Origin of the sequence: Streptomyces sp. NPDC046859, from assembly GCF_040645135.1 — a bacterium.
Classification (GTDB): domain Bacteria; phylum Actinomycetota; class Actinomycetes; order Streptomycetales; family Streptomycetaceae; genus Streptomyces.
Genome location: NZ_JBEYXR010000009.1, coordinates 14,198 through 32,161, shown reverse-complemented (window position 1 = coordinate 32,161; position 17,964 = coordinate 14,198). Strand labels below are relative to the sequence as shown.

Sequence of the window (17,964 nt, the reverse complement as noted above, 5' to 3'; positions counted from 1 at the left end):
ACCGGAGCGCGCTCACGCGGGGATCAGGCGTCCTTCGCCGCCCGCTCGGCGTCCCGCTGGCGCAGCCGGGCCGCCTCCTTGCGGACCTCGGCCTGGGTCGCCCGCTCCTTGACCAGCCACTCGGGCTGCTCCTGCTTCAGGGCCTCGATCTGCTCGGTGGTCAGGGCTTCGGTGACGCCCCCGCGGGCGAGCCCCGCGATGGACACGCCGAGCTTCTGCGCGACGACCGGGCGCGGATGCGGGCCGTCGCGCCGCAGGTCACGCAGCCACTGCGGCGGGTCGGCCTGGAGCGCGTTCAGCTCCGCGCGCGTGACCACGCCCTCCCGGAACTCGGCGGGGGTGGCTTCGAGGTACACACCCAGCTTCTTCGCCGCGGTCGCGGGCTTCATGGACTGAGTGGTGTGGTGCGACGTCATGGGGTCCAGGGTAGCCACCGGGTGAACCTCCCCCGACCACGGCCGGTAACCTGGCCAGGTGACAGGCTCGGCGGCACCCTCCTCGTTCCGGCTCGCGTACGTCCCGGGAGTGACACCCGCGAAATGGGTGCGGATCTGGAACGAACGCTTCCCCGACGTCCCCCTCACCCTGCACGCGGCGACCGCCGCCGAGGCGCCCGAGCTGCTGCGGGACGGCGGCGCCGACGCCGGTTTCGTACGGCTCCCGGTCGACCGGGAGTTCTTCAGCGCGATCCCGCTCTACACCGAGGCCACCGTGGTCGTCGTCCCCAAGGACCACGTCATCTCCGCCGTCGACGAGGTGACCATGGAGGACCTGGCCGACGAGGTGGTCTTCCACCCCCTGGACGACGTCCTCGGCTGGGAGCGGCCGCCCGGCCGGCCTGGCTTCGAACGGCCCGCGACCACCGCCGACGCCGTGGAACTGGTGGCGGCCAACGTCGGTCTCCTCGTCGTCCCCCAGTCGCTCGCCCGTCTGCACCACCGCAAGGACCTCACCTACCGCACCCTGGCCGACGCCCCGCAGTCGAGCGTCGCCCTGTCCTGGCCGCAGGAGGCGACCACCGACCTGGTCGAGGACTTCATCGGCGTGGTGCGCGGCCGCACGGTCAACAGCACCCGGGGGCGTACGACCTCGCAGGCCCCGGCGGCCGAGGAGCAGCCCCGGCGCAAGCGCCCCGAGTCCGGTGGCGGCGCCGCACGCGGCCGGTCCGGCAGCGGCGGCGGCCGTCGCGGCACCCAGGGCGGGGCCAAGGGCGCCAAGGGCGGCGGCGCCCACCGAGGCGGCAAGCCGCGGCGCCGGTCCTGAATCAGGCCGCCCCGCGCAGCCACGCGTAGGCCGAGCGGGCCGTGAACTCCTCCTGACCGCCGCGCACGAGCAGCGCCGCCGTCGCGAACTGCGGCGTGTCGGCCTCGGCGGCCACATAGGGCACGGCAATACACCGCATCCCGGCGGCATGGGCGGCCGCCACACCCGGTGCCGCGTCCTCCAGGACCACGCAGGCGGCCGGATCAGCGCCCAGGCGACGGGCCGCCTCCAGGAAGACGTCCGGGGCGGGTTTGCCCCGGGCCACCTCGTCGGCCGAGACGACGGTGCGCAGCCGGGCGTCCAGACCGGTGCCGGACAGGATCGCGGTGATGGCCTCGCGGGACGACCCCGAGGCGACCGCCATCGGGACGCCGTCGGCCGCCAGCAGTTCCACGAGCGCGCGCATCTCGGGGTAGACGCGGACGCCGGTGGCGGCCAGGTCCAGGTAGTGGCGGTTCTTGGCGGCGAGCAGGTCGCGGGCGCCGGCCCGCAGGCCGTAGGCGTCCTTCCAGAGCGTCACGGTCTCCAGGGTGCTGATGCCGACGTACTTCTCGTGATCCGCCCAGGTGAAGCCGGTCACGCCGTGCTCGGCGAGGAGCCGCCGGCCCGCCTCGAAGTAGAGGGGCTCGCTGTCCACGAGTGTTCCGTCGAGATCGAAGATGACCGAAGTGCCGCCGAGGTCGCTCATGGCCCCAGGATGTCAAAGGTCATCCGCGTGCCGACGCCCGCCCGACCGACTCCAGCAGCGGCAGCAGCCGGTGCGGGACGCGTTCGCGCAGCGCCACCTCCGTCCGGGTGCGGACCACACCGGGCAGACTGATCAGCTTCTGGATCACGTCCTCCAGATGCGCGTTGTCACGGGCCACGACCCGGGTCAGCAGATCGCCGCCGCCCGTGATCGAGAACGCCTCCACGATCTCCGGTACGGCGGCCAGCTCGGCGCCCACGTCGTCGAGGTGCCCCTGGGTGACCTCGACGTGCACGAACGCCAGCACCGGGTGACCCAGCGCGGCGGGCGACAGCGTCGGGCCCGTGCCGGTGATCACCCCGTCCCGCTCCAGCCGGTCGAGGCGGGCCTGGAGCGTGCCCCGCGCGACCCCGAGGATGCGGGCGTACTCCCGCACGCTGGTGCGCGGCTGCTCCAGCAGCAGCCGCAGGATGCGGGTGTCGAGCTCGTCCACGGGCATGGGCGCCGGCCTTTCTCGCCGTCTGGTCCATTGGTCCGCCGGCGGACGTGCCAGGACCGAAACATCTGTACCAATGGCCCAGCGTAAAGGAGCTCACTTGAGCCAGCCAGCCCGGTGATGCTGCAATGGGACGGTCGATGGCGCTGCGGGTTCCCGCGGCGCCTTTTGCATGCCAGGGCCACAGGGGCCACCACGGCCCACAAGGGGGTACACATTGCTGAAGAGGGTGTTCGTCGCGCCGGACCCGGGGCGGGTGCGGCTGCGCTTCGCCGCCCGGGGCGTCCTGGGCATCGGGCTCGCGGTCCTCGTCTGCGGGCTCGCCGGGCACACCCTCGTCGGCATGGCCACCGGCGGCATCGCCGCGCTGCTCGCCCTGTTCACGGTCGCCGACGCGACCGTGCGCGGGCAGGCCGTCACCACCGCGCTGCTGCCACTGGCCGGTCTGCCCGTCCTCGCGGCGGCGGCCGAGCTGCACGACCAGCCTCTCGCCCGCGACCTCACCTTCCTCGCGGTCGTCGGCGCCGGCGTCTACGCCCGCCGCTGGGGGCCGCGCGGCCACAGCCTGGGCGTGTTCGCCTTCATGACCTACTTCGTGGCGCAGTTCCTGCACGCGACCCCGGGACGGCTGCCCGAGCTGTACGCCGCCGTCCTGCTGTCCGTGCTGAGCGCGGCCGCCGTGCGCTTCGGGATGTGGTGCTACGAACGCCGGATGCCCCCGGCCGCCGTCCCGGCACCGCCGGGCGGCCGCGGACTCGCCCGGGTGACCACCCGCCAGGCCGTCCAGGCCACCGCCGGGGCCGGCTTCGCCCTGGTCGTGGGGCAGCTGGTGTCCGGAGAGCGCTGGTACTGGGCCGTCGGCGCCACCTGGTGGGTCTTCGTCAACACCACCTCGCGCGGCGAGACACTGGTCCGGGGCTTCCGCCGGGTCCTCGGCACCTTCCTCGGCATCGGCCTCGGGCTCGTCGTCGCCGTCCCGCTGGAGGGCGCGCACCTGCCCACGGCCGCCCTCCTCGCCGTCTGCGTCTTCGGCATCTTCTACTCGGCCGCCGTCTCCTACACGTGGATGATGCTCTGCGTCACCGTGCTCGCCGAACTCCTCTACGGCCTCCTCGGCGTCCTCGAGCCCGCCCTGCTGGCGGTGCGGCTCGCCGAGACGGCCGTCGGCGCCGTCGGCGCGGTCCTCGCGGTGCTCCTCGTCCTGCCCGTCACCACCCACGCCATCACGGACGCCTGGATCCAGCGGGCCCTGCGCTGTGTGCACACGGCCACCGCCGAGGCCGCGGCCCGCCTCGCCGGGGACGACAGCGCCGACCCGGCCCAGCGGGTCGCCGAGCTGGAACAGCTCCTCGCCCGCGTACGGCTCTCGGTCGCCCCGCTCGTGCACCCGCTGAACCCCCTGCCGGCCCGCAAGCGGCGCGCCCGCCACGTCCTGGACCTGCTGGACGACTGCGCCCGCGAGGTGCGCGGCCTGGCCGCGGTCGCCGCCGACCCCGAGGCCTCGCACGACGCACGCCTCGCCGCCGCCTGCTGGCGCGTCGAGGCCGCCGTGGAGGCCCTGACCGGCGGCACGGACGTCACCGCCCCGGCCGACCGGCCGGCGGCGGCCGACCCCGCCCTGGCGCACCTGCACGGCCTGGAGCGCGCCCTGGCGGAACTCGCGCACCCCCTGCGGACCGCCTCCGTGCGGCGGCTCGTGACGGCGGAGTAGCGGCTCCCCTCACCGCCGCACCCGCGCGTCGGCCGGTGCGGAGTGATCCACTGCTACCGTCGGCCGGACGGCACCCGACCGGAAGGGGACAGCGGTGGCAGACGCCGGCAAGCGGGGGAGACGGGCCTACATCGGGTCGTTCACGGCCGCCGGGGGCGCGGGTATCAGCATGGCGGCCGTGGCCGCCGACAGCGGTGCGCTGACCGTGCTGAACGGCGTACGGGACGTGCCCGACCCCTCGTACCTGGCGCTCGCACCCGGCGGGGACACCCTCTACGCGGTCAGCGAGACGGCCGAGGGCGCCGTGGCCGCCTACCGGGTGACCGGCGACGCTCCCGAACGGATCGGCACCCCGGTGGGCCTGGACGCCAGCGGCCCCACCTACCTGGCACTGCACGACGGGCACGTCCTGACCGCCAACTACGGCTCCGGCAGTGTCACCGCCGTCCCCGTCCGCTCCGACGGCTCCCTGGCGGAGGGCCCGCTCGCCGTGCTGCGGCACACCGGCTCCGGCCCCTACACGCCCCGCCAGCAGGGCCCGCACGCGCACCAGATCCAGCCGGACCCGAGCGGCCGCTGGATCGTCAGCGTCGACCTCGGCACCGACTCGGTGCGGGTGTGCACCCTCTCCGACGGCGATCTCGCCCTGCACCGCGAGATCGCCCTGCGGCCCGGCTCCGGCCCCCGCCACCTGGCCTTCCACCCGCTGCGTCCGTACGCGTACGTCGTCAACGAGCTGCGGCCGACCGTCACGGTCTGCCACTGGGACGGCGACGACGGCACCCTGAAGCCGCTGACGGAGCACCCGGTGCTGGTGGACGCCCCGTCCGGCGACGCGTATCCGTCGGGGATCGCCGTCTCGCCCGACGGCCGCTACGTCTGGGTCGCCACCCGGGGCGAGGACGTGCTGTCGGCCTTCGCCGTGGAAGGCGAGGAGCTGCGGCTGGTCGGCACCGTCCCGTGCGCCGGGCACTGGCCGCGTGCGCTCACCGAGGCCGACGGCGTCCTGTACGTCGCGAACGAGCGGTCCGGGGACGTGGCCTGGTTCTCCGTGGACCCGGACTCCGGGCTCCCGCGCCACGCGGGGTCCGTCGCGGTGCCCGCCGCCTCCTGCGTGGTCGTCGGCGAGGCTCCCGGCCGGGTGTGAGCGAACGCCGAAGGGCCCGCCCCCGATGCGGGGGCCGGGCCCTTCGGCGTCACGGCCTCGGTGGGCGGTCAGCGCACCGGGGTGCCCTGCGCCTGCTGCGGGGCGATGCCCAGCGCCGTCGTGTACTGCGACAGGGCCAGCTTGCCGATCGCCGGGTAGGGGCCGAGCGCCTCGGCGGCGGAGCAGCCCACTTCCCGCGCGGCCTCCTCGATCAGGGCCGCGTCGATCTCCGGGCCGATCAGGTACGGGGCCAGGGCCAGCTGCTGCGAACCGGAGGACCGCAGCTGCTCGGAGACCGCCGCGATCGAGCCCTCCTGGTCCAGGGCCGCCGCCATCACCGGCACGGCGAGGCGCGCGGCGAGCAGCATGCCGGTGATACCGGCCGCCTGCACGGCCTCCTCACCGCCGACCGAGGCCAGGATGATGCCGTCCGCGGCCGTGGCCACGGTGAACAGGCGCGCCCGGTCGGCACGGGCCAGACCGGCCTCCGACAGGCGCACGTGCAGGGCCTCCGCGAGCAGCGGGTGCGGGCCGAGCACATCGGTCAGGTCGGCCGCGACACGGCTGTCCATCACGGCCTGGCGGATCACCCGCAGCAGCGCGCTGTCCGGGCCGGCGAGCAGCGGCACGACCACGGCGACGGGGCCCTCGGGCGCCTTGGCCTCCACGCCCGCGGCGAGGGCCTGCTCGTAGCGGGCGGTGCGCTCCTCGGCGGCCTGGGTGAGCACGGACTGGAGCGTGGGGAACTCCCCGTCGTCACCGTCGACGTACCCGATGCGGGCGTCGAGGCCGGGAAGCTCGGAGCGGGCGATGCTCACGACCTCCTCGGCGAGGCCGCGGGTGGCGGCACTCGGTGTGCCGGGCACCGCGAGGACGAGCGCGGGCGCGCCTTCGGGAGCCGCCAGGGGCTCGGGTCGGCGGTGCCGCCCGGGCTGGCGGGGTCGCGGCATTCGTACTGGCAGGCCGGACGCGGGTCCAGTGGGGGAGCTCATGGCGCCGCATGTTACTGGTTTCCTGGGCTCCCCTGTTCGGGGAGGGTGCAGGTGAGCGGTATCCGTCCGCTTTTGTCGGATTGAGTGACGTGGAGAGGGGCACCGGGCGACGCCGGAAGATCACTCTTCGTCGCGCTCTGTCACGGCCGCCCCCTGGGTCACGGTGAGCATCGCCCCGTCACCGGGCAGCGTGAGCCGGCCTTCCACCAGGTCGGTCGCGAGACACACGGACCCGTGCAACGGGTCCCCGGCGGCCGGTACGCGCCGCGCGTGCGGCAGCCGCCGCGCCAACTCCTCGTCCAGCGGCGTGAGCAGCGGGGCTCCCAGGTTCAACAGGCCACCGGTGAGCGTGAGCCGGGGGGCGCCGGACGCCGGGCAGACGGCCGCCGCAGCGTCCGCGGCATGGCGGGCGGCGGCCTTCAGCACCTCCACGGCCGCCGGGTCGCCGTCGGCCGCGCAGGCCGCCACCAGGGGGGCGAAGGAGGCCAGGACGGCCGCCCGGTCCGGACGCGGATACAGGGCGCCCGGCAACTCCCGCACCGGTCCGAACTCCTCCTCGGCGGACGCCAGCAGCGCGGCGGAACCGCCGGAGCGCCCGTCGTGCGCACGCAGCGCCGCCTCCAGCCCGGCCCGCCCGATCCAGGCGCCGCTCCCGCAGTCGCCGAGCAGATGCCCCCAGCCGTCGGCGCGGTGCCAGGCCGTCAGATCGGTGCCGACGGCGATCAGACCCGTTCCGGCGGCGACGACGGCTCCGGGCCGGGAGCCGAGGGCGCCCACATAGGCGGTGACCGCGTCGGCGGCCAGGGCGACCCGCCGGATGCCGAACTCCCGCTCCAGCGCGGCGGGCAGATCGGCACGCAGGGCGTCCCCCAGGGATGCGAGCCCGGCCGCCCCGACGGCGGCGGCGCCGAGCCGGCCGACACCGGCCTCGGCGGTCGACGCCCGCACCATGGGCACCAGCTGACCCATGAGATGGTCCGGGTCGAGCCCGCGGTCCCCGGTCCGCAGGGGCTCGCGCGACTCCCGCCGGGCGAGCACACCGCGTCCGGCCTCGCCGACGACGACCCGCAGCCCGGAACCGCCGGAGTCGACCGCCAGGAACCCGGCCGGACCGCCCCCGGCGCCGGTCACGGCAGGCGCCAGTCCACCGGCTGGCCGCCCTGCCGGATCAGCAGGTCGTTGGCCCGGCTGAAGGGGCGCGAGCCGAAGAAGCCGCGGTCGGCCGACATCGGCGACGGGTGGGCCGACTCCACCGACGGCAAAGTCCCCAGCAACGGACGGCAGTTACGGGCGTCGCGGCCCCACAGGATGGACACCAGAGGCTTGCCGCGCGCGGCGAGCGCGCGGATCGCCTGCTCGGTGACCTCCTCCCAGCCCTTGCCGCGGTGGGCCCCCGGCTTGCGGGGGGCCGTGGTGAGCGCCCTGTTGAGCAGCAGCACGCCCTGTTCGGTCCACGGCGTCAGATCACCGTTGGCCGGCTGCGGCAGCCCCAGGTCGGAACTCAGCTCGCGGTAGATGTTGATGAGGCTGCCGGGCAGCGGGCGCACCTCGGGGGCCACGGAGAAGGACAGACCGACCGCGTGCCCCGGGGTCGGATAGGGGTCCTGTCCGACGATCAGGACGCGCACCTCGTCGAACGGCTGCTGGAAGGCCCGCAGGACGTTCGGCCCGGCCGGCAGATAGGTCCGTCCCGCCGCGATCTCCGCGCGCAGGAAGTCCCCCATCGCGGCGATCCGGTCGGCGACTGGTTCGAGGGCCTTCGCCCAGCCCGGTTCGACGATTTCATGCAAGGGTCGTGGAGCCACGGGCGTCACCCTACTGCCGTACGGGCGGCGCCGATCAACCGGTGGCCCGAGGTGACCGGTAGGCCTCGCGGGCTCATCCGATCACCGCCGCCCTGACACAGAGCACGTCCGGCAGGTGCGACGCCAGCTGGCGCCAGGTGTCGCCGTCGTCGGCCGAGGCGAACACCTCGCCGTTGCGGTTGCCGAAGTACACGCCCGCCGGGTCCGCGTCGTCGGTGCACAGCGCGTCCCGCAGCACCGTGCCGTAGTGGTCCTCCTGCGGCAGCCCGGCCGTCAGCGCCTCCCACGTGCCGCCGGAGTCCGCCGTACGGAAGACGCGGCAGCGGCGGTCCGCCGGGACCCGGTCGGAGTCGGCCTGGATCGGGTACACGTACGCCGTCCCGCCGCGCCGGGGGTGGGCCGCGGCCGCGAAGCCGAACGTGGAGGGCAGGCCCTCGCCGATGTCCGTCCAGTGCCCGCCCGCGTCGTCGCTGCGGTACAGGCCCCAGTGGTTCTGCAGGTACAGGCAGTCGGCGTCCTCGGCGTCCTGCGCGACCTTGTGGACGCACTGGCCGAACTCCGGGTTCGGGTCGGGCAGGAACACCGCGGAGACACCGGAGTTGGACGGGGTCCAGCTCGCGCCGCCGTCGGTGGTGCGGAAGACGCCCGCCGTGGAGACGGCGACCGTCACGGTCTTCGGGTCGCGCCGGTCCGTGACCACCGTGTGCAGGCCCTCGCCCCCGCCGCCGGGCACCCACTTCGAGCGGGTCGGGTGCTCCCACAGCGGCCGGACGAGGTCGAAGGTCTCGCCCCGGTCCTCCGAGCGGTACAGCGCGGCCGGCTCGGTGCCCGCGTACACCACGTCCGGCTCCGCCGCGGCCGGATGCAGCTGCCACACCCGCTCCAGCGAGGCCCCCGTGTCCTTGGGGAACTTCACCGCCGGCCGGGCCGGCTCGGTCCAGGTGCGGCCCAGGTCGTCCGAGTGGAACACGGACGGACCCCAGTGCGAGCTGTCACCGCCCACGAGCAGCCGGGTGCGCTCGCCCCGGGTGTCGACGGCGACCGAGTACACGGCCTGCGCGTTGAAGTACGGACTCTCGTCGAACTCCCAGGTCCCTCCTCTCCTCCGGCCGATGAACAGGCCCTTGCGTGTGCCCACTGCGAGCAGTACCTCGGTCATGCCGATCACCTCCGCGACGCCTTTGTCCCAGACACCCGCCAGTGTGCACCCCACCACTGACAGTCACTCCCGTGGAGGGCGACACCGCAGGTCGGGGCGGCGATGACGGGCATGCGTGACGCGTCCCACGCCGCGTCCGGCGCGGGGCGTGAGCATCCGCGCGCCGGGACCCGTATGGGTGTGAGCGGCCCGGCACGTCCGTGCCGCGCGTCCGTGCGCTCGTGAGGAGGAAGCCGCCGATGGCGTTCCGTGGTCGCAGGGTGTGGCTGTGGCGGTGGCGGCGCAATCCGCTCAAGCGCCGGGCCGACGCCGTCGAGTCCTGGGTCCTGCTCGCCGTGTGGGCGGGCATGGTCCTCGCGGGCGTCGTCACGGCACTGACGACCACGGGCGGTGTGGAACGGGGCCTGGCCCGTGAACAGGCCGAGTGGCGACCGGTCGTGGCCCTGCTCGGTGCGGACGCGCCGGGCAGGGCCCGTCCGCACTCCGGCACGGCCGGCGGGGAGCGGGTCTGGGCCGAGGTCCGCTGGAGCGCGCGGGACGGCTCCCCGCGGACCGGTCAGGTCCGCGTCCGCCCCGGCAGCCCGGCCGGCACCCCGGTCACCGTGTGGACGGACCCGGAGGGCCGTCTGGTCGGCCGCCCGGCCACCCCTGCCGAGGCCCATACGCGGGCCACGCTGGTGGGCGGCGTCGCCGGTCTGTGCGCCGCCGCCGTCCCGTTCGTCGCGGGCCGCGCCCTGCGCGCCCGCCTGGAGAGCCGCCGTATCGAGTGGTGGGGTCAGGAGTGGGCCCGCTGCGGCCCGTCCTGGGGCGGGCGCGCCACCTGGTGAGGGCGGGCCCACCACCTGGGGCGGAGCGCGGCCCTCAGACGCCGTCGGGCAGGGCCCGCGCCAGGATCGCGTCGACGTCCGCGCCGTCGGGAAGCGTCCCGAACGCGTGCCCCCAGTCGCCGCCGAGCCGGGTCGCGCAGAACGCGTCGGCGACCGCCGCCGGGGCGTGCCGGACCAGCAGGGCGGCCTGGAGGGTCAGGGCCATCCGCTCGACCAGGCGCCGCGCCCCGGCCTCGGACCCCTCGGCCAGCTGGGCCTTGAGACGGGTGACGGCGGCGTCCAGCCGGGCGTCCGCACCGCGCGCCAGGGCCAGTTCACCGAAGAGCGCGTCGACGGTCGCCGGCTCACGGCTCAACGCCCGCAGCACGTCGAGGGCGTTGACGTTCCCGGACCCCTCCCAGATCGACAGCAGCGGCGCCTCGCGGTAGTGGCGGGGCATGCCCGACTCCTCGACGTAACCGTTGCCGCCCAGGCACTCCAGGGCCTCCGCGGTGAACGCCGGTCCCCTTTTGGTCACCCAGTACTTGCCGGCGGCGGTGGCGATCCGGCGGAACGCCGACTCGGTGCCGTCGCGGTCGTCGCCGCGCACCGACCGGTCGGCGGCCCCCGCGAGCCGCAGGGTCAGCGTCGTCGCGGCCTCCGACTCCAGCGCGAGGTCGGCCAGGACGTTGCGCATCAACGGCTGGTCGATCAGCCGGGCCCCGAACGCGCTGCGGTGGCGCACGTGGTGGCCCGCCTCGACGAGCGTCCTGCGCATCAGCGTCGCCGAGGACATCACACAGTCCAGCCGGGTGCAGTTGACCATCTCGATGATGGTCTTGACGCCCCGCCCCTCGGGTCCGACGAGCCAGGCCACCGTCCCGTCGAACTCCGGCTCGGAGGAGGCGTTGGATCGGTTGCCGAGCTTGTCCTTCAGCCGCTGGATACGGAAGGTGTTGCGGGTGCCGTCCGGCAGGACCCGCGGCACCAGGAAGCAGGACAGACCGCCGGGGGCCTGCGCGAGCACCAGGAAGACGTCGCACATCGGGGCCGACGTGAACCACTTGTGGCCGCGCAGCGTGTACACGCCGGGCTCGGCGGACGGCCACGCCGTCGTCGTGTTGGTCCGGACGTCGGAGCCGCCCTGCTTCTCCGTCATCCCCATGCCGGCGAGCAGTCCCCGCTTCTCCGTCGGCACCCGCAGTCCGGGGTCGTACTCCCGGCTGGTCAGCAGCGGCTCGTAGACCTTGGCCAGCTCCGGCTGGCGGCGCAGCACGGGGACGGCCGCGTACGTCATCGACGTCGGGCAGCCGTGCCCGGCCTCGGTCTGCCCCCACACGAGACCGCCCGCGGTCCGGGCGACGTGCGCGCCGGGCCGGTCGTCCGCCCAGGGGGCCGCGGCCAGTCCCTCACCGACGGCGACCCGCATCAGGTGGTGCCAGCTCGGATGGAACTCCACCTCGTCGATCCGGTGGCCGTACCGGTCGTGGGTGCGCAGCTCGGGCTCATGGCGGTTGGCCAGCTCGCCCCACTCCTGGGCCTCGACGCTCCCGGCCCGCAGGCCGAGCCGCCGGACGTCCTCCTCGGCCCAGCCGGCGCCCTCGCGCCGCAGCCCCTCCAGCAGGGCGGTGTCCAGCGACGCGTCGTACGGGGCCAGGGGAGGGGGCTGGTTGGCGACGTCGTGGGTGGCGTACGGCCCGGACCGGTCCTGCGGATCCACGGGCTGCTCCTGCGCGGGTGTCGAGACCATGCCGCCAGTGTTGCAGCATTCCTACGACCGCAGCAATACTGTAATACGTCGCTCGGCACGTAAGGTACCTGGCCATGGGCAAGAACGCGGCGCGGCGGGGTGAGGACGTGGCACTGCGCCCGCTGTCCGCCCGGTCGGTCGTCCTGAGCCTCCTGCTGGGCCTGCACCCCCCGGAGCTGCCCGTGCGGGAACTGGTGCGCGCCGTGGAGCCGTTCGGGATCGCGGGCACCACGCTGCGGGCGGCGCTCAGCCGCATGGTGGCCGCGGGCGACCTGCGCCGGGCGGACGCCGTCTACGCCCTCAGCGACCGGCTCCTCGAACGGCAGCGCCGGCAGGACGACGCCGTCCACCCGGAGACCCGGACCTGGGCCGGCGACTGGGAGATGGTCGTGGTCACGGCCACCGGCCGCGACCCGGCCGACCGCGCGGAGCTGCGCGCCGAGCTGACCCGGCTCCGCCTCGCCGAACTGCGGGAGGGCGTCTGGCTGCGCCCGGCCAATCTGCGCCGGCCCCTGCCCGACGCCCTCGACGACGTCGCCCAGCGCTACCGGTCCCGGCCCGAGGCCGCCGCCCGCGACCTGGCCGCCCGCCTCTGGGACCTGGACGCCTGGGCCGCGACCGGCCACGCCCTGCTCGGCCACGTCGCCCGCGCCGGCGACCCGTCCGCGCGCTTCACCGCCTTCGCGGCGGTCGTACGGCATCTGCTGGCCGACCCGGTGCTGCCCCCCGGCCTCCTCCCGGACGGCTGGCCGGGGGCGGACCTGCGCGCCGCGTACGCGCGGTACCGCCGGGAACTGGCCGGCGAGGTACGCGCGCGTGGCGACGGGCACCTGCGCGAGGCGGCACGCGCGCGTACCGGGCAGGACGCGGACAGCGGCGCGGAGTAGGCCGGGCGCCGTGAAGCGGCCGACGGCCCGCCCCGCCCGGCGTGGGTCGGACCGACAGGTGGTACTGGTCGGGCACGCGCACCGTGCCGCCCACCGGGGTACGGCCAAGATGAACGGCCTGCGCGCGGACGACCTGGACGGCCTCTTCCCCGGTCTGCTCGGCGCCCTCCTGGACGTGGCAGGCCGCCAGGCCACGCGATTCGGGGAGGGCGACATCCCCTAGGGGGTGCCGCGCTGTGCCGCGTCCATGAGCGACTGCCAGTCGGGCAGCTTGACCGTGTCCCGGCCGAGCGACGCGCCCAGCTCCGCCTCCGCCCGCTCGATCGCGCGCCAGCCCTCCCATCGCACCGGGTCGATCCCGGCCGCCCGCAGGGCCGTGACCGGCTCGTCCGGCACCGGCCCGCCTTCCAGTGCGGCGGCGTCCGCCAGCAGCGAGGCGACCGTCTCCTTCGCGCACGGCCGGTTGGTGCCGATGACACCCGTCGGCCCGCGCTTGATCCACCCGGCCACGTACTCGCCCGGCACCACCGCCCCGTCGCGCAGCACCCGGCCGGCGCGATGCGGCACCGTGCCGGTCGCCGGGTCGAACGGCAGCCCCTCCAGTGGCACTCCGCGATAGCCCACCGACCGCAGCACCAACTGGGCCGCCACGTCCTCGAACCGGCCGGTGTCCCGCACACCGCCCTCGCCGTCGGGCGCCGTCCGCTCGAAGCGCACCGCGCCCACCCGGCCCTCACGGGCGAGGAGTTCGACCGGGCGCAGGAAGAAGCGCAGCCGGACGCGGTGGCGGGCGGCCCGTGCCGGGGCCCCGGCCCAGTCGCGCAGCACCTCCACATTGCGGCGCTGCGACGCGGGCAGGGCACCGGGGTCGGCGCACGCCGGGTCCATCGCCAGCTCCCGCGGGTCCACGGTGACCGCGGTGTCCGGCAGCGTGCCCAGTTCGCGCAGCTCCTTGGTGGTGAAGCGGGCCTGCGACGGGCCGCGCCGGCCCACCATGCTGATCTCGGACACGCGGCTCGCGGCGAGCGCGGTGAGCGCGGCGTGAGGGATGTCGGTAGGGCTCAGCTCGGCCGCGCCGCGCGCCAGCATGCGGGTCACGTCGACCGCGACATTGCCGACGCCGATGACCACCGCCGAGCGCGCCCCGGTCAGGAACCCGTCGACGGCGGCGTCGGGATGCGCGCTGTACCAGGACACGAACTCGGTCGCCGACCAGCTGCCCGGGAGATCCTCGCCCGCGATCCCGAGGCGGCGGTCGGTGGCGGCGCCCACGCAGTACACCACCGCGTGGTACAGCTCGCGCAGCCGTGCGACCGGCACACCGTCCGGGCCGACCGGGACCCCGCCGAGGAACCGCACCCGCTCGTGCTCCAGCACCGTACGCAGGGTGTTCTGCAGGGACTTGATCTTCTCGTGGTCCGGGGCCACCCCGTACCGCACCAGACCGTACGGGCACGGCAACCGGTCCAGGACGTCGACGAGCGCGCCGGGGTGCTGCTGGACGAGGCCCTGAGCGGTGTAGCACCCGCTGGGGCCGGAACCGACGACGGCGATCCTGAGCACGGCGGAACTCCTCGGTCATGGAAGGTCGGGAGTCGCTCTCGACTCCAGCATCGCACCGCCGCCACTCCGCTGACAGGGTGCTGTCCCGCGCACGGGAAGCGTGTTCGTTCGTTATGGAATGTGATCATGAGGTTACGTTGCGTGTGTGCTGGAAGCATCCTTTCTTAATCTTTCCGATCGTTGTGCGACAGACGGCACCGTGTCCGTGTGGCCCGCGTGGGAAGTGCGGGACGGCTCGGCAGCCACGTCGTGGCTGGGTGTCCGGTTGGAGTTCGGTGACGGCGCACACGTGGACGCGGTCGCCGTGGTCGGCGACGGCGGCGTCTACCTGGAGGACGTCCGGGCCGTACCGGCGCTCTCGCTGGACGACCTCGCGGCCCTCGCCGACTGGATCGAGGATCCGCTGTCCGAGGCGTGCGGCGTCACCGGCCGGGGCGCCGACGGCTCCGCGGCGAGCAGGGCGCGCCCGGCCTGGCCGCTCGGCGTCGAGGGGCAGTGGCTGGTCGCCCGGGAGTACCGCAGCGCCCGGGAACGGGGCGCCGACCCCGTTCTCGCGGTGATGGGTGCGACCGGGCACAGCCGGCGCCGGTCGCTGCGGCTCATCGGGCAGGCGCGCGACGCCGGGTTCCTGCCGCCGCGCCGGGCGCGCCGCTGACGTCCGTCGGCGGACCCGCGTCCGGCTGCGTCAGAGCAGGTCCCGCATCCGGGAGATCTCGGTCGTCTGCTGGGCGACGACGTCGTCCGCCATCTCCTCGACCTGGATGTTGTTGCCCTGCGCCTTCACGTCGGTGGCCATGGTGATCGCCCCGTCGTGATGGGTGATCATCAGCGTGAGGAACAGCTCGTCGAACGTCTTCCCGCGCGCGGCACGCAACGTGGCGAGCTGGGCCTCGGTCGCCATGCCGGGCATCGGCGTGTGCGCGTGCCCGTGGCCCTCGCCCCGCGTGCTCTTGCCGTGGGTCTTCAGCCAGCCCTTCATCGCGTCGATCTCGGGGCCCTGCGCGGCGGCGATCCGCGCGGCGAGCTTCTTCACCTTCGCCGACTCGCCGCGCTCGGGCACGAGTTCGGTCATCACCAGTGCCTGCTCATGGTGCTGGATCATCATGCGGGCGTAGTCGACGTCGGCGGAGTTGGGGGAGTCGTCCTCGGAGCGCTGCCGAGCGGCCTCCTCGGCGGACAGCACCTTGTTGGGTTCACCCGGCCCTCCAGGCACGATCACCGAAGGCCCGCTCCGCGCGGGCGACTTGGCGTCGGTGCCGGAGTCGCAGCCGCCGAGCGTGAGCACGAGGGCGGCCGCGGCCAGGGCGACGCCCGCCCGGCGCCGTGAACTCGGCGTCACATGTGCCTGGTCCCCTTTTGATATGGGCATGCCTGAGACGATACTCGGGCGTGCGTGAACCGTTCCAGTGCGAACGGCACAAGGGAGGAAACAGTGATCCTGTTCGGAAATCCCCGAACCCGCCGCAGACACCTGGGAGTCGTGGCCGTCGCCGCCGGACTCCTGGGCGCGCTGCTCACCGCGCAGCCGGCGACCGCGATCCCCGACCCCGGGGACGGCCCCGCCCAGGAGCAGAAGGTCTCGGAGAGCACCCGGGCCGAGGTGCGCGAGGCGCTGAAGGACGGCGCGATACCCGGCCAGAACGAGATCGTCCACTCCGCGAACATCCGGCACCTGGCGTCCGTCCCGAAGGAGACGCTCCAGGGCCTCAACTCCGATCTCGCCTTCCAGGGCAAGTACGCCTTCGCGGGCAACTACGACGGCTTCCGTATCTTCGACATCAGCGACCCGAGGGCCCCGAAGACCGTCGCGCAGGTCCTGTGCCCCGGCTCGCAGAACGACATCTCCGTCTCCGGCGACCTGCTCTTCCTGTCCACCGACTCCTCGCGCAGCGACAGCAGTTGCAACAGCACCACCCAGCCCGCCACCGAGAAGTCCTCGTGGGAGGGCATGAAGGTCTTCGACATCAGCGACAAGCGCAACCCGAAGTACGTCGCCGCCGTCGAGACCGCCTGCGGCTCGCACACCCACACCCTGGTGCCCGAGCGCAAGAACGTCTACATCTACGTCTCCTCGTACTCGCCCGACGCCTCCTACCCGGACTGCCGGCCGCCGCACGACGGCATCTCCGTGATCAAGGTGCCGCGCTACGCACCCCAGAAGGCGGCCGTCATCGACTTCCCGGTGCTCTTCCCCGGTGAGGGCCCGGACGGCGGCGGCAACCCCGGCACGCCCGGCCGCGTCAGCAAGACCACGGGCTGCCACGACCTCACGGTCCTGCCGTCCGAGGACCTGGCCGCGGGCGCCTGCATGGGCGACGGCATCCTGCTGTCGATCAAGGACCCGGAGCGCCCCAAGGTCATCGACCAGGTCCGGGACGACGTGAACTTCGCGTTCTGGCACTCGGCGACCTTCAACCAGAAGGCGAACAAGGTCGTCTTCACCGACGAGCTCGGCGGTGGCGGAGCGGCCACCTGCAACGCGGAGATCGGCCCGAACCGCGGGGCCGACGGCATCTACGACATCGTTGGCAAGGGTGACAAGCGCAAGCTGGTCTTCCGCAGCTACTTCAAGATCCCCCGGCACCAGGCCGGCACCGAGAACTGCGTGGCGCACAACGGGTCCCTGATCCCCGTGAAGGGCAAGGACCTCATGGTCCAGGCCTGGTACCAGGGCGGCGTCTCGGTCTGGGACTTCACCGACTCCAGGAGCCCGAAGGAGATCGCCTACTTCGACCGTGGCCCCCTGACCACGGACACCCTGCAGATCGCGGGCTCGTGGTCGGCGTACTACTACAACGGCTACATCTACTCCAACGAGATCGCGCGCGGCCTCGACGTCCTGAAGATCGACGACCGCCGCACGGACCCGGCCCGCCGGATCCACCTGCGTGAGCTCAACGTCCAGACCCAGCCCGACTACTTCGACTGACCCTCCGGACGGCCGGGCTCGCGCCCGGTCGCGAAGAACCGCGACAGATCCTGGTCGCACGTCCCGCCGGAAGCGGCTCCCGCGTCCGGCGGGACACCCATCTCCCAGTCCAGCCGGTAGCGCTTGAACAACTCCGCCCGCAGCACCGGCACCTGCATCGGGACCCCGGGCACCAGGGCCGCGAACACCGCGCCCATCAGCAGGGCGCGCAGCATCGGATAGTCCGCGTCGACGTCCCGCGAGCCGTACCGCTCACAGGTCTCCCGCAGCAGCTCGGCCAGCCGCCGCTGCTCCGGGCACTGCACGAAGCCCTCCGCCTGCAGGATGCCCGCCATGTGCTGGCGCATCAGCACCGGCCGGTCCCGGGCCAGGCCCAGGACGGCGTCGATGGCGCGGGCCAGCCGCTCCCGGCCGTCCTCGGTGCGGGGCTCGCGCTCCAGCGCCTCCTCCAGCGTCCGGTGCATCAGCCGGTGCACGGCCGACTGCACCAACTGGCGTTTGCCCGGGAAGTAGTACGACACCAGTCCGCGCGCCGATCCGGCCCGGTCCGCGATGTCGCCCAGGGTGGTCGCGTCGAACCCGTGCTCACCGACGAGCTCCACCGCCGCCTGCAGCAGCCGCTCCCGGGAACGCCGCCGCAACTCTTCATTGACCGAGGCGCTGCGCGGGGACATCCTGTAACTCCTGCGTTGACTGGCTGCCAGCCAACTATACTCGGCACTCCCGCCCGGCACCGCTGTGCCCGGCTGGGGCTTGTCGTCCGCCCTG

Annotated in this window: 18 protein-coding genes and 1 pseudogene; 8 read left to right on the top strand and 11 right to left on the bottom strand. The window is 74.1% G+C overall.

Annotation, left to right across the window (positions count from 1 at the left end; genetic code table 11):
• Positions 1-23: 23 nt before the first annotated feature.
• The gene (locus ABZ899_RS15770) at positions 24-416 is read right to left on the bottom strand and encodes a DUF5997 family protein (RefSeq protein WP_361345865.1); all 393 of its coding nucleotides are present in this window, start codon (positions 414-416) and stop codon (positions 24-26) included.
• 58 nt (positions 417-474) lie between these two features.
• Between ABZ899_RS15770 and ABZ899_RS15765 the strand changes: the two genes are divergently transcribed.
• A complete protein-coding gene (locus ABZ899_RS15765; RefSeq protein WP_361345864.1) occupies positions 475-1,263 on the top strand; it encodes a LysR family substrate-binding domain-containing protein in 789 nt (262 codons plus the stop codon).
• Between the two features lies 1 nt (position 1,264).
• Here ABZ899_RS15765 and ABZ899_RS15760 read toward each other — a convergent pair whose 3' ends face one another.
• Both ABZ899_RS15760 and ABZ899_RS15755 read right to left on the bottom strand, forming a co-directional pair.
• A complete protein-coding gene (locus tag ABZ899_RS15760; RefSeq protein ID WP_361345862.1) occupies positions 1,265-1,951 on the bottom strand; it encodes an HAD family phosphatase in 687 nt (228 codons plus the stop codon).
• A gap of 19 nt (positions 1,952-1,970) precedes the next feature.
• The gene (locus tag ABZ899_RS15755; RefSeq protein ID WP_361345860.1) at positions 1,971-2,450 is read right to left on the bottom strand and encodes an Lrp/AsnC family transcriptional regulator; all 480 of its coding nucleotides are present in this window, start codon (positions 2,448-2,450) and stop codon (positions 1,971-1,973) included.
• Positions 2,451-2,664: 214 nt separating this feature from the next.
• Here ABZ899_RS15755 and ABZ899_RS15750 point away from each other — a divergent pair, with 214 nt between their 5' ends.
• Together ABZ899_RS15750 and ABZ899_RS15745 are read left to right on the top strand one after the other, a co-directional pair.
• Positions 2,665-4,158, top strand: a complete 1,494-nt coding sequence (locus tag ABZ899_RS15750) for an FUSC family protein (RefSeq protein ID WP_361345858.1) — start codon at positions 2,665-2,667, stop codon at positions 4,156-4,158.
• Between the two features lie 94 nt (positions 4,159-4,252).
• On the top strand, positions 4,253-5,305 hold the full coding sequence (locus ABZ899_RS15745; protein WP_361345857.1) for a lactonase family protein: 1,053 nt from the start codon (positions 4,253-4,255) through the stop codon (positions 5,303-5,305).
• A 68-nt stretch (positions 5,306-5,373) separates the two neighbouring features.
• Here ABZ899_RS15745 and ABZ899_RS15740 read toward each other — a convergent pair whose 3' ends face one another.
• The 4 genes from ABZ899_RS15740 to ABZ899_RS15725 form a co-directional block, all read right to left on the bottom strand.
• Complete coding sequence (locus ABZ899_RS15740; RefSeq protein WP_361345855.1) at positions 5,374-6,297, bottom strand: hypothetical protein; 924 nt, start codon at positions 6,295-6,297, stop codon at positions 5,374-5,376.
• Between the two features lie 120 nt (positions 6,298-6,417).
• Positions 6,418-7,428, bottom strand: a complete 1,011-nt coding sequence (locus ABZ899_RS15735) for a BadF/BadG/BcrA/BcrD ATPase family protein (protein WP_361345853.1) — start codon at positions 7,426-7,428, stop codon at positions 6,418-6,420.
• On the bottom strand, positions 7,425-8,102 hold the full coding sequence (locus ABZ899_RS15730; RefSeq protein ID WP_361345851.1) for a uracil-DNA glycosylase: 678 nt from the start codon (positions 8,100-8,102) through the stop codon (positions 7,425-7,427). Before ABZ899_RS15730 ends, ABZ899_RS15735 begins: the two co-directional genes overlap by 4 nt.
• 73 nt (positions 8,103-8,175) lie before the next feature.
• A complete protein-coding gene (locus tag ABZ899_RS15725; protein WP_361345849.1) occupies positions 8,176-9,318 on the bottom strand; it encodes an exo-alpha-sialidase in 1,143 nt (380 codons plus the stop codon).
• Positions 9,319-9,500: 182 nt separating this feature from the next.
• Between ABZ899_RS15725 and ABZ899_RS15720 the strand changes: the two genes are divergently transcribed.
• Complete coding sequence (locus tag ABZ899_RS15720) at positions 9,501-10,088, top strand: hypothetical protein (RefSeq protein ID WP_361345847.1); 588 nt, start codon at positions 9,501-9,503, stop codon at positions 10,086-10,088.
• A gap of 34 nt (positions 10,089-10,122) precedes the next feature.
• Here ABZ899_RS15720 and ABZ899_RS15715 read toward each other — a convergent pair whose 3' ends face one another.
• Positions 10,123-11,817 (bottom strand): DNA alkylation response protein, encoded by a 1,695-nt coding sequence (locus ABZ899_RS15715; RefSeq protein WP_361345845.1) that lies wholly within the window; start codon positions 11,815-11,817, stop codon positions 10,123-10,125.
• A gap of 74 nt (positions 11,818-11,891) precedes the next feature.
• Here ABZ899_RS15715 and ABZ899_RS15710 point away from each other — a divergent pair, with 74 nt between their 5' ends.
• Both ABZ899_RS15710 and ABZ899_RS15705 read left to right on the top strand, forming a co-directional pair.
• On the top strand, positions 11,892-12,704 hold the full coding sequence (locus ABZ899_RS15710) for a PaaX family transcriptional regulator C-terminal domain-containing protein (protein WP_361345844.1): 813 nt from the start codon (positions 11,892-11,894) through the stop codon (positions 12,702-12,704).
• Positions 12,705-12,795: 91 nt separating this feature from the next.
• Positions 12,796-12,927: pseudogene (locus tag ABZ899_RS15705) on the top strand (transcriptional regulator); the annotation flags it as partial.
• Here ABZ899_RS15705 and ABZ899_RS15700 read toward each other — a convergent pair.
• A complete protein-coding gene (locus ABZ899_RS15700; RefSeq protein WP_361345842.1) occupies positions 12,924-14,267 on the bottom strand; it encodes an FAD-dependent oxidoreductase in 1,344 nt (447 codons plus the stop codon). The pseudogene ABZ899_RS15705 and the gene ABZ899_RS15700 sit on opposite strands and share 4 nt — an antisense overlap.
• Before the next feature lie 199 nt (positions 14,268-14,466).
• Here ABZ899_RS15700 and ABZ899_RS15695 point away from each other — a divergent pair, with 199 nt between their 5' ends.
• Positions 14,467-14,922: a DUF6214 family protein gene (locus tag ABZ899_RS15695; protein WP_361345840.1), complete on the top strand. Its 456-nt coding sequence runs from the start codon at positions 14,467-14,469 to the stop codon at positions 14,920-14,922.
• A gap of 30 nt (positions 14,923-14,952) precedes the next feature.
• On the opposite strand, the gene ABZ899_RS15690 is transcribed toward ABZ899_RS15695, so the two are convergent.
• Complete coding sequence (locus ABZ899_RS15690; RefSeq protein WP_361345838.1) at positions 14,953-15,636, bottom strand: DUF305 domain-containing protein; 684 nt, start codon at positions 15,634-15,636, stop codon at positions 14,953-14,955.
• 63 nt (positions 15,637-15,699) lie between these two features.
• On the opposite strand from ABZ899_RS15690, the gene ABZ899_RS15685 reads away from it, so the two are divergent.
• Positions 15,700-17,196, top strand: a complete 1,497-nt coding sequence (locus ABZ899_RS15685; protein ID WP_361345837.1) for a hypothetical protein — start codon at positions 15,700-15,702, stop codon at positions 17,194-17,196.
• Here ABZ899_RS15685 and ABZ899_RS15680 read toward each other — a convergent pair.
• Positions 17,184-17,870, bottom strand: a complete 687-nt coding sequence (locus tag ABZ899_RS15680; RefSeq protein WP_361345835.1) for a helix-turn-helix domain-containing protein — start codon at positions 17,868-17,870, stop codon at positions 17,184-17,186. The two genes, ABZ899_RS15685 and ABZ899_RS15680, sit on opposite strands and share 13 nt — an antisense overlap.
• Positions 17,871-17,964: the final 94 nt, after the last annotated feature.

What these genes read in the sequence shown, in the direction of transcription:
- ABZ899_RS15715 (WP_361345845.1), bottom strand. Translation starts at nt 11,817, where the DNA reads ATGGTCTCGACACCCGCGCAGGAGCAGCCCGTGGATCCGCAGGACCGG.
- ABZ899_RS15740 (WP_361345855.1), bottom strand. Translation starts at nt 6,297, where the DNA reads ATGAGCTCCCCCACTGGACCCGCGTCCGGCCTGCCAGTACGAATGCCG.
- ABZ899_RS15770 (WP_361345865.1), bottom strand. Translation starts at nt 416, where the DNA reads ATGACGTCGCACCACACCACTCAGTCCATGAAGCCCGCGACCGCGGCG.
- ABZ899_RS15690 (WP_361345838.1), bottom strand. Translation starts at nt 15,636, where the DNA reads ATGCCCATATCAAAAGGGGACCAGGCACATGTGACGCCGAGTTCACGG.
- ABZ899_RS15710 (WP_361345844.1), top strand. Translation starts at nt 11,892, where the DNA reads ATGGGCAAGAACGCGGCGCGGCGGGGTGAGGACGTGGCACTGCGCCCG.
- ABZ899_RS15760 (WP_361345862.1), bottom strand. Translation starts at nt 1,951, where the DNA reads ATGAGCGACCTCGGCGGCACTTCGGTCATCTTCGATCTCGACGGAACA.
- ABZ899_RS15680 (WP_361345835.1), bottom strand. Translation starts at nt 17,870, where the DNA reads ATGTCCCCGCGCAGCGCCTCGGTCAATGAAGAGTTGCGGCGGCGTTCC.
- ABZ899_RS15755 (WP_361345860.1), bottom strand. Translation starts at nt 2,450, where the DNA reads ATGCCCGTGGACGAGCTCGACACCCGCATCCTGCGGCTGCTGCTGGAG.
- ABZ899_RS15720 (WP_361345847.1), top strand. Translation starts at nt 9,501, where the DNA reads ATGGCGTTCCGTGGTCGCAGGGTGTGGCTGTGGCGGTGGCGGCGCAAT.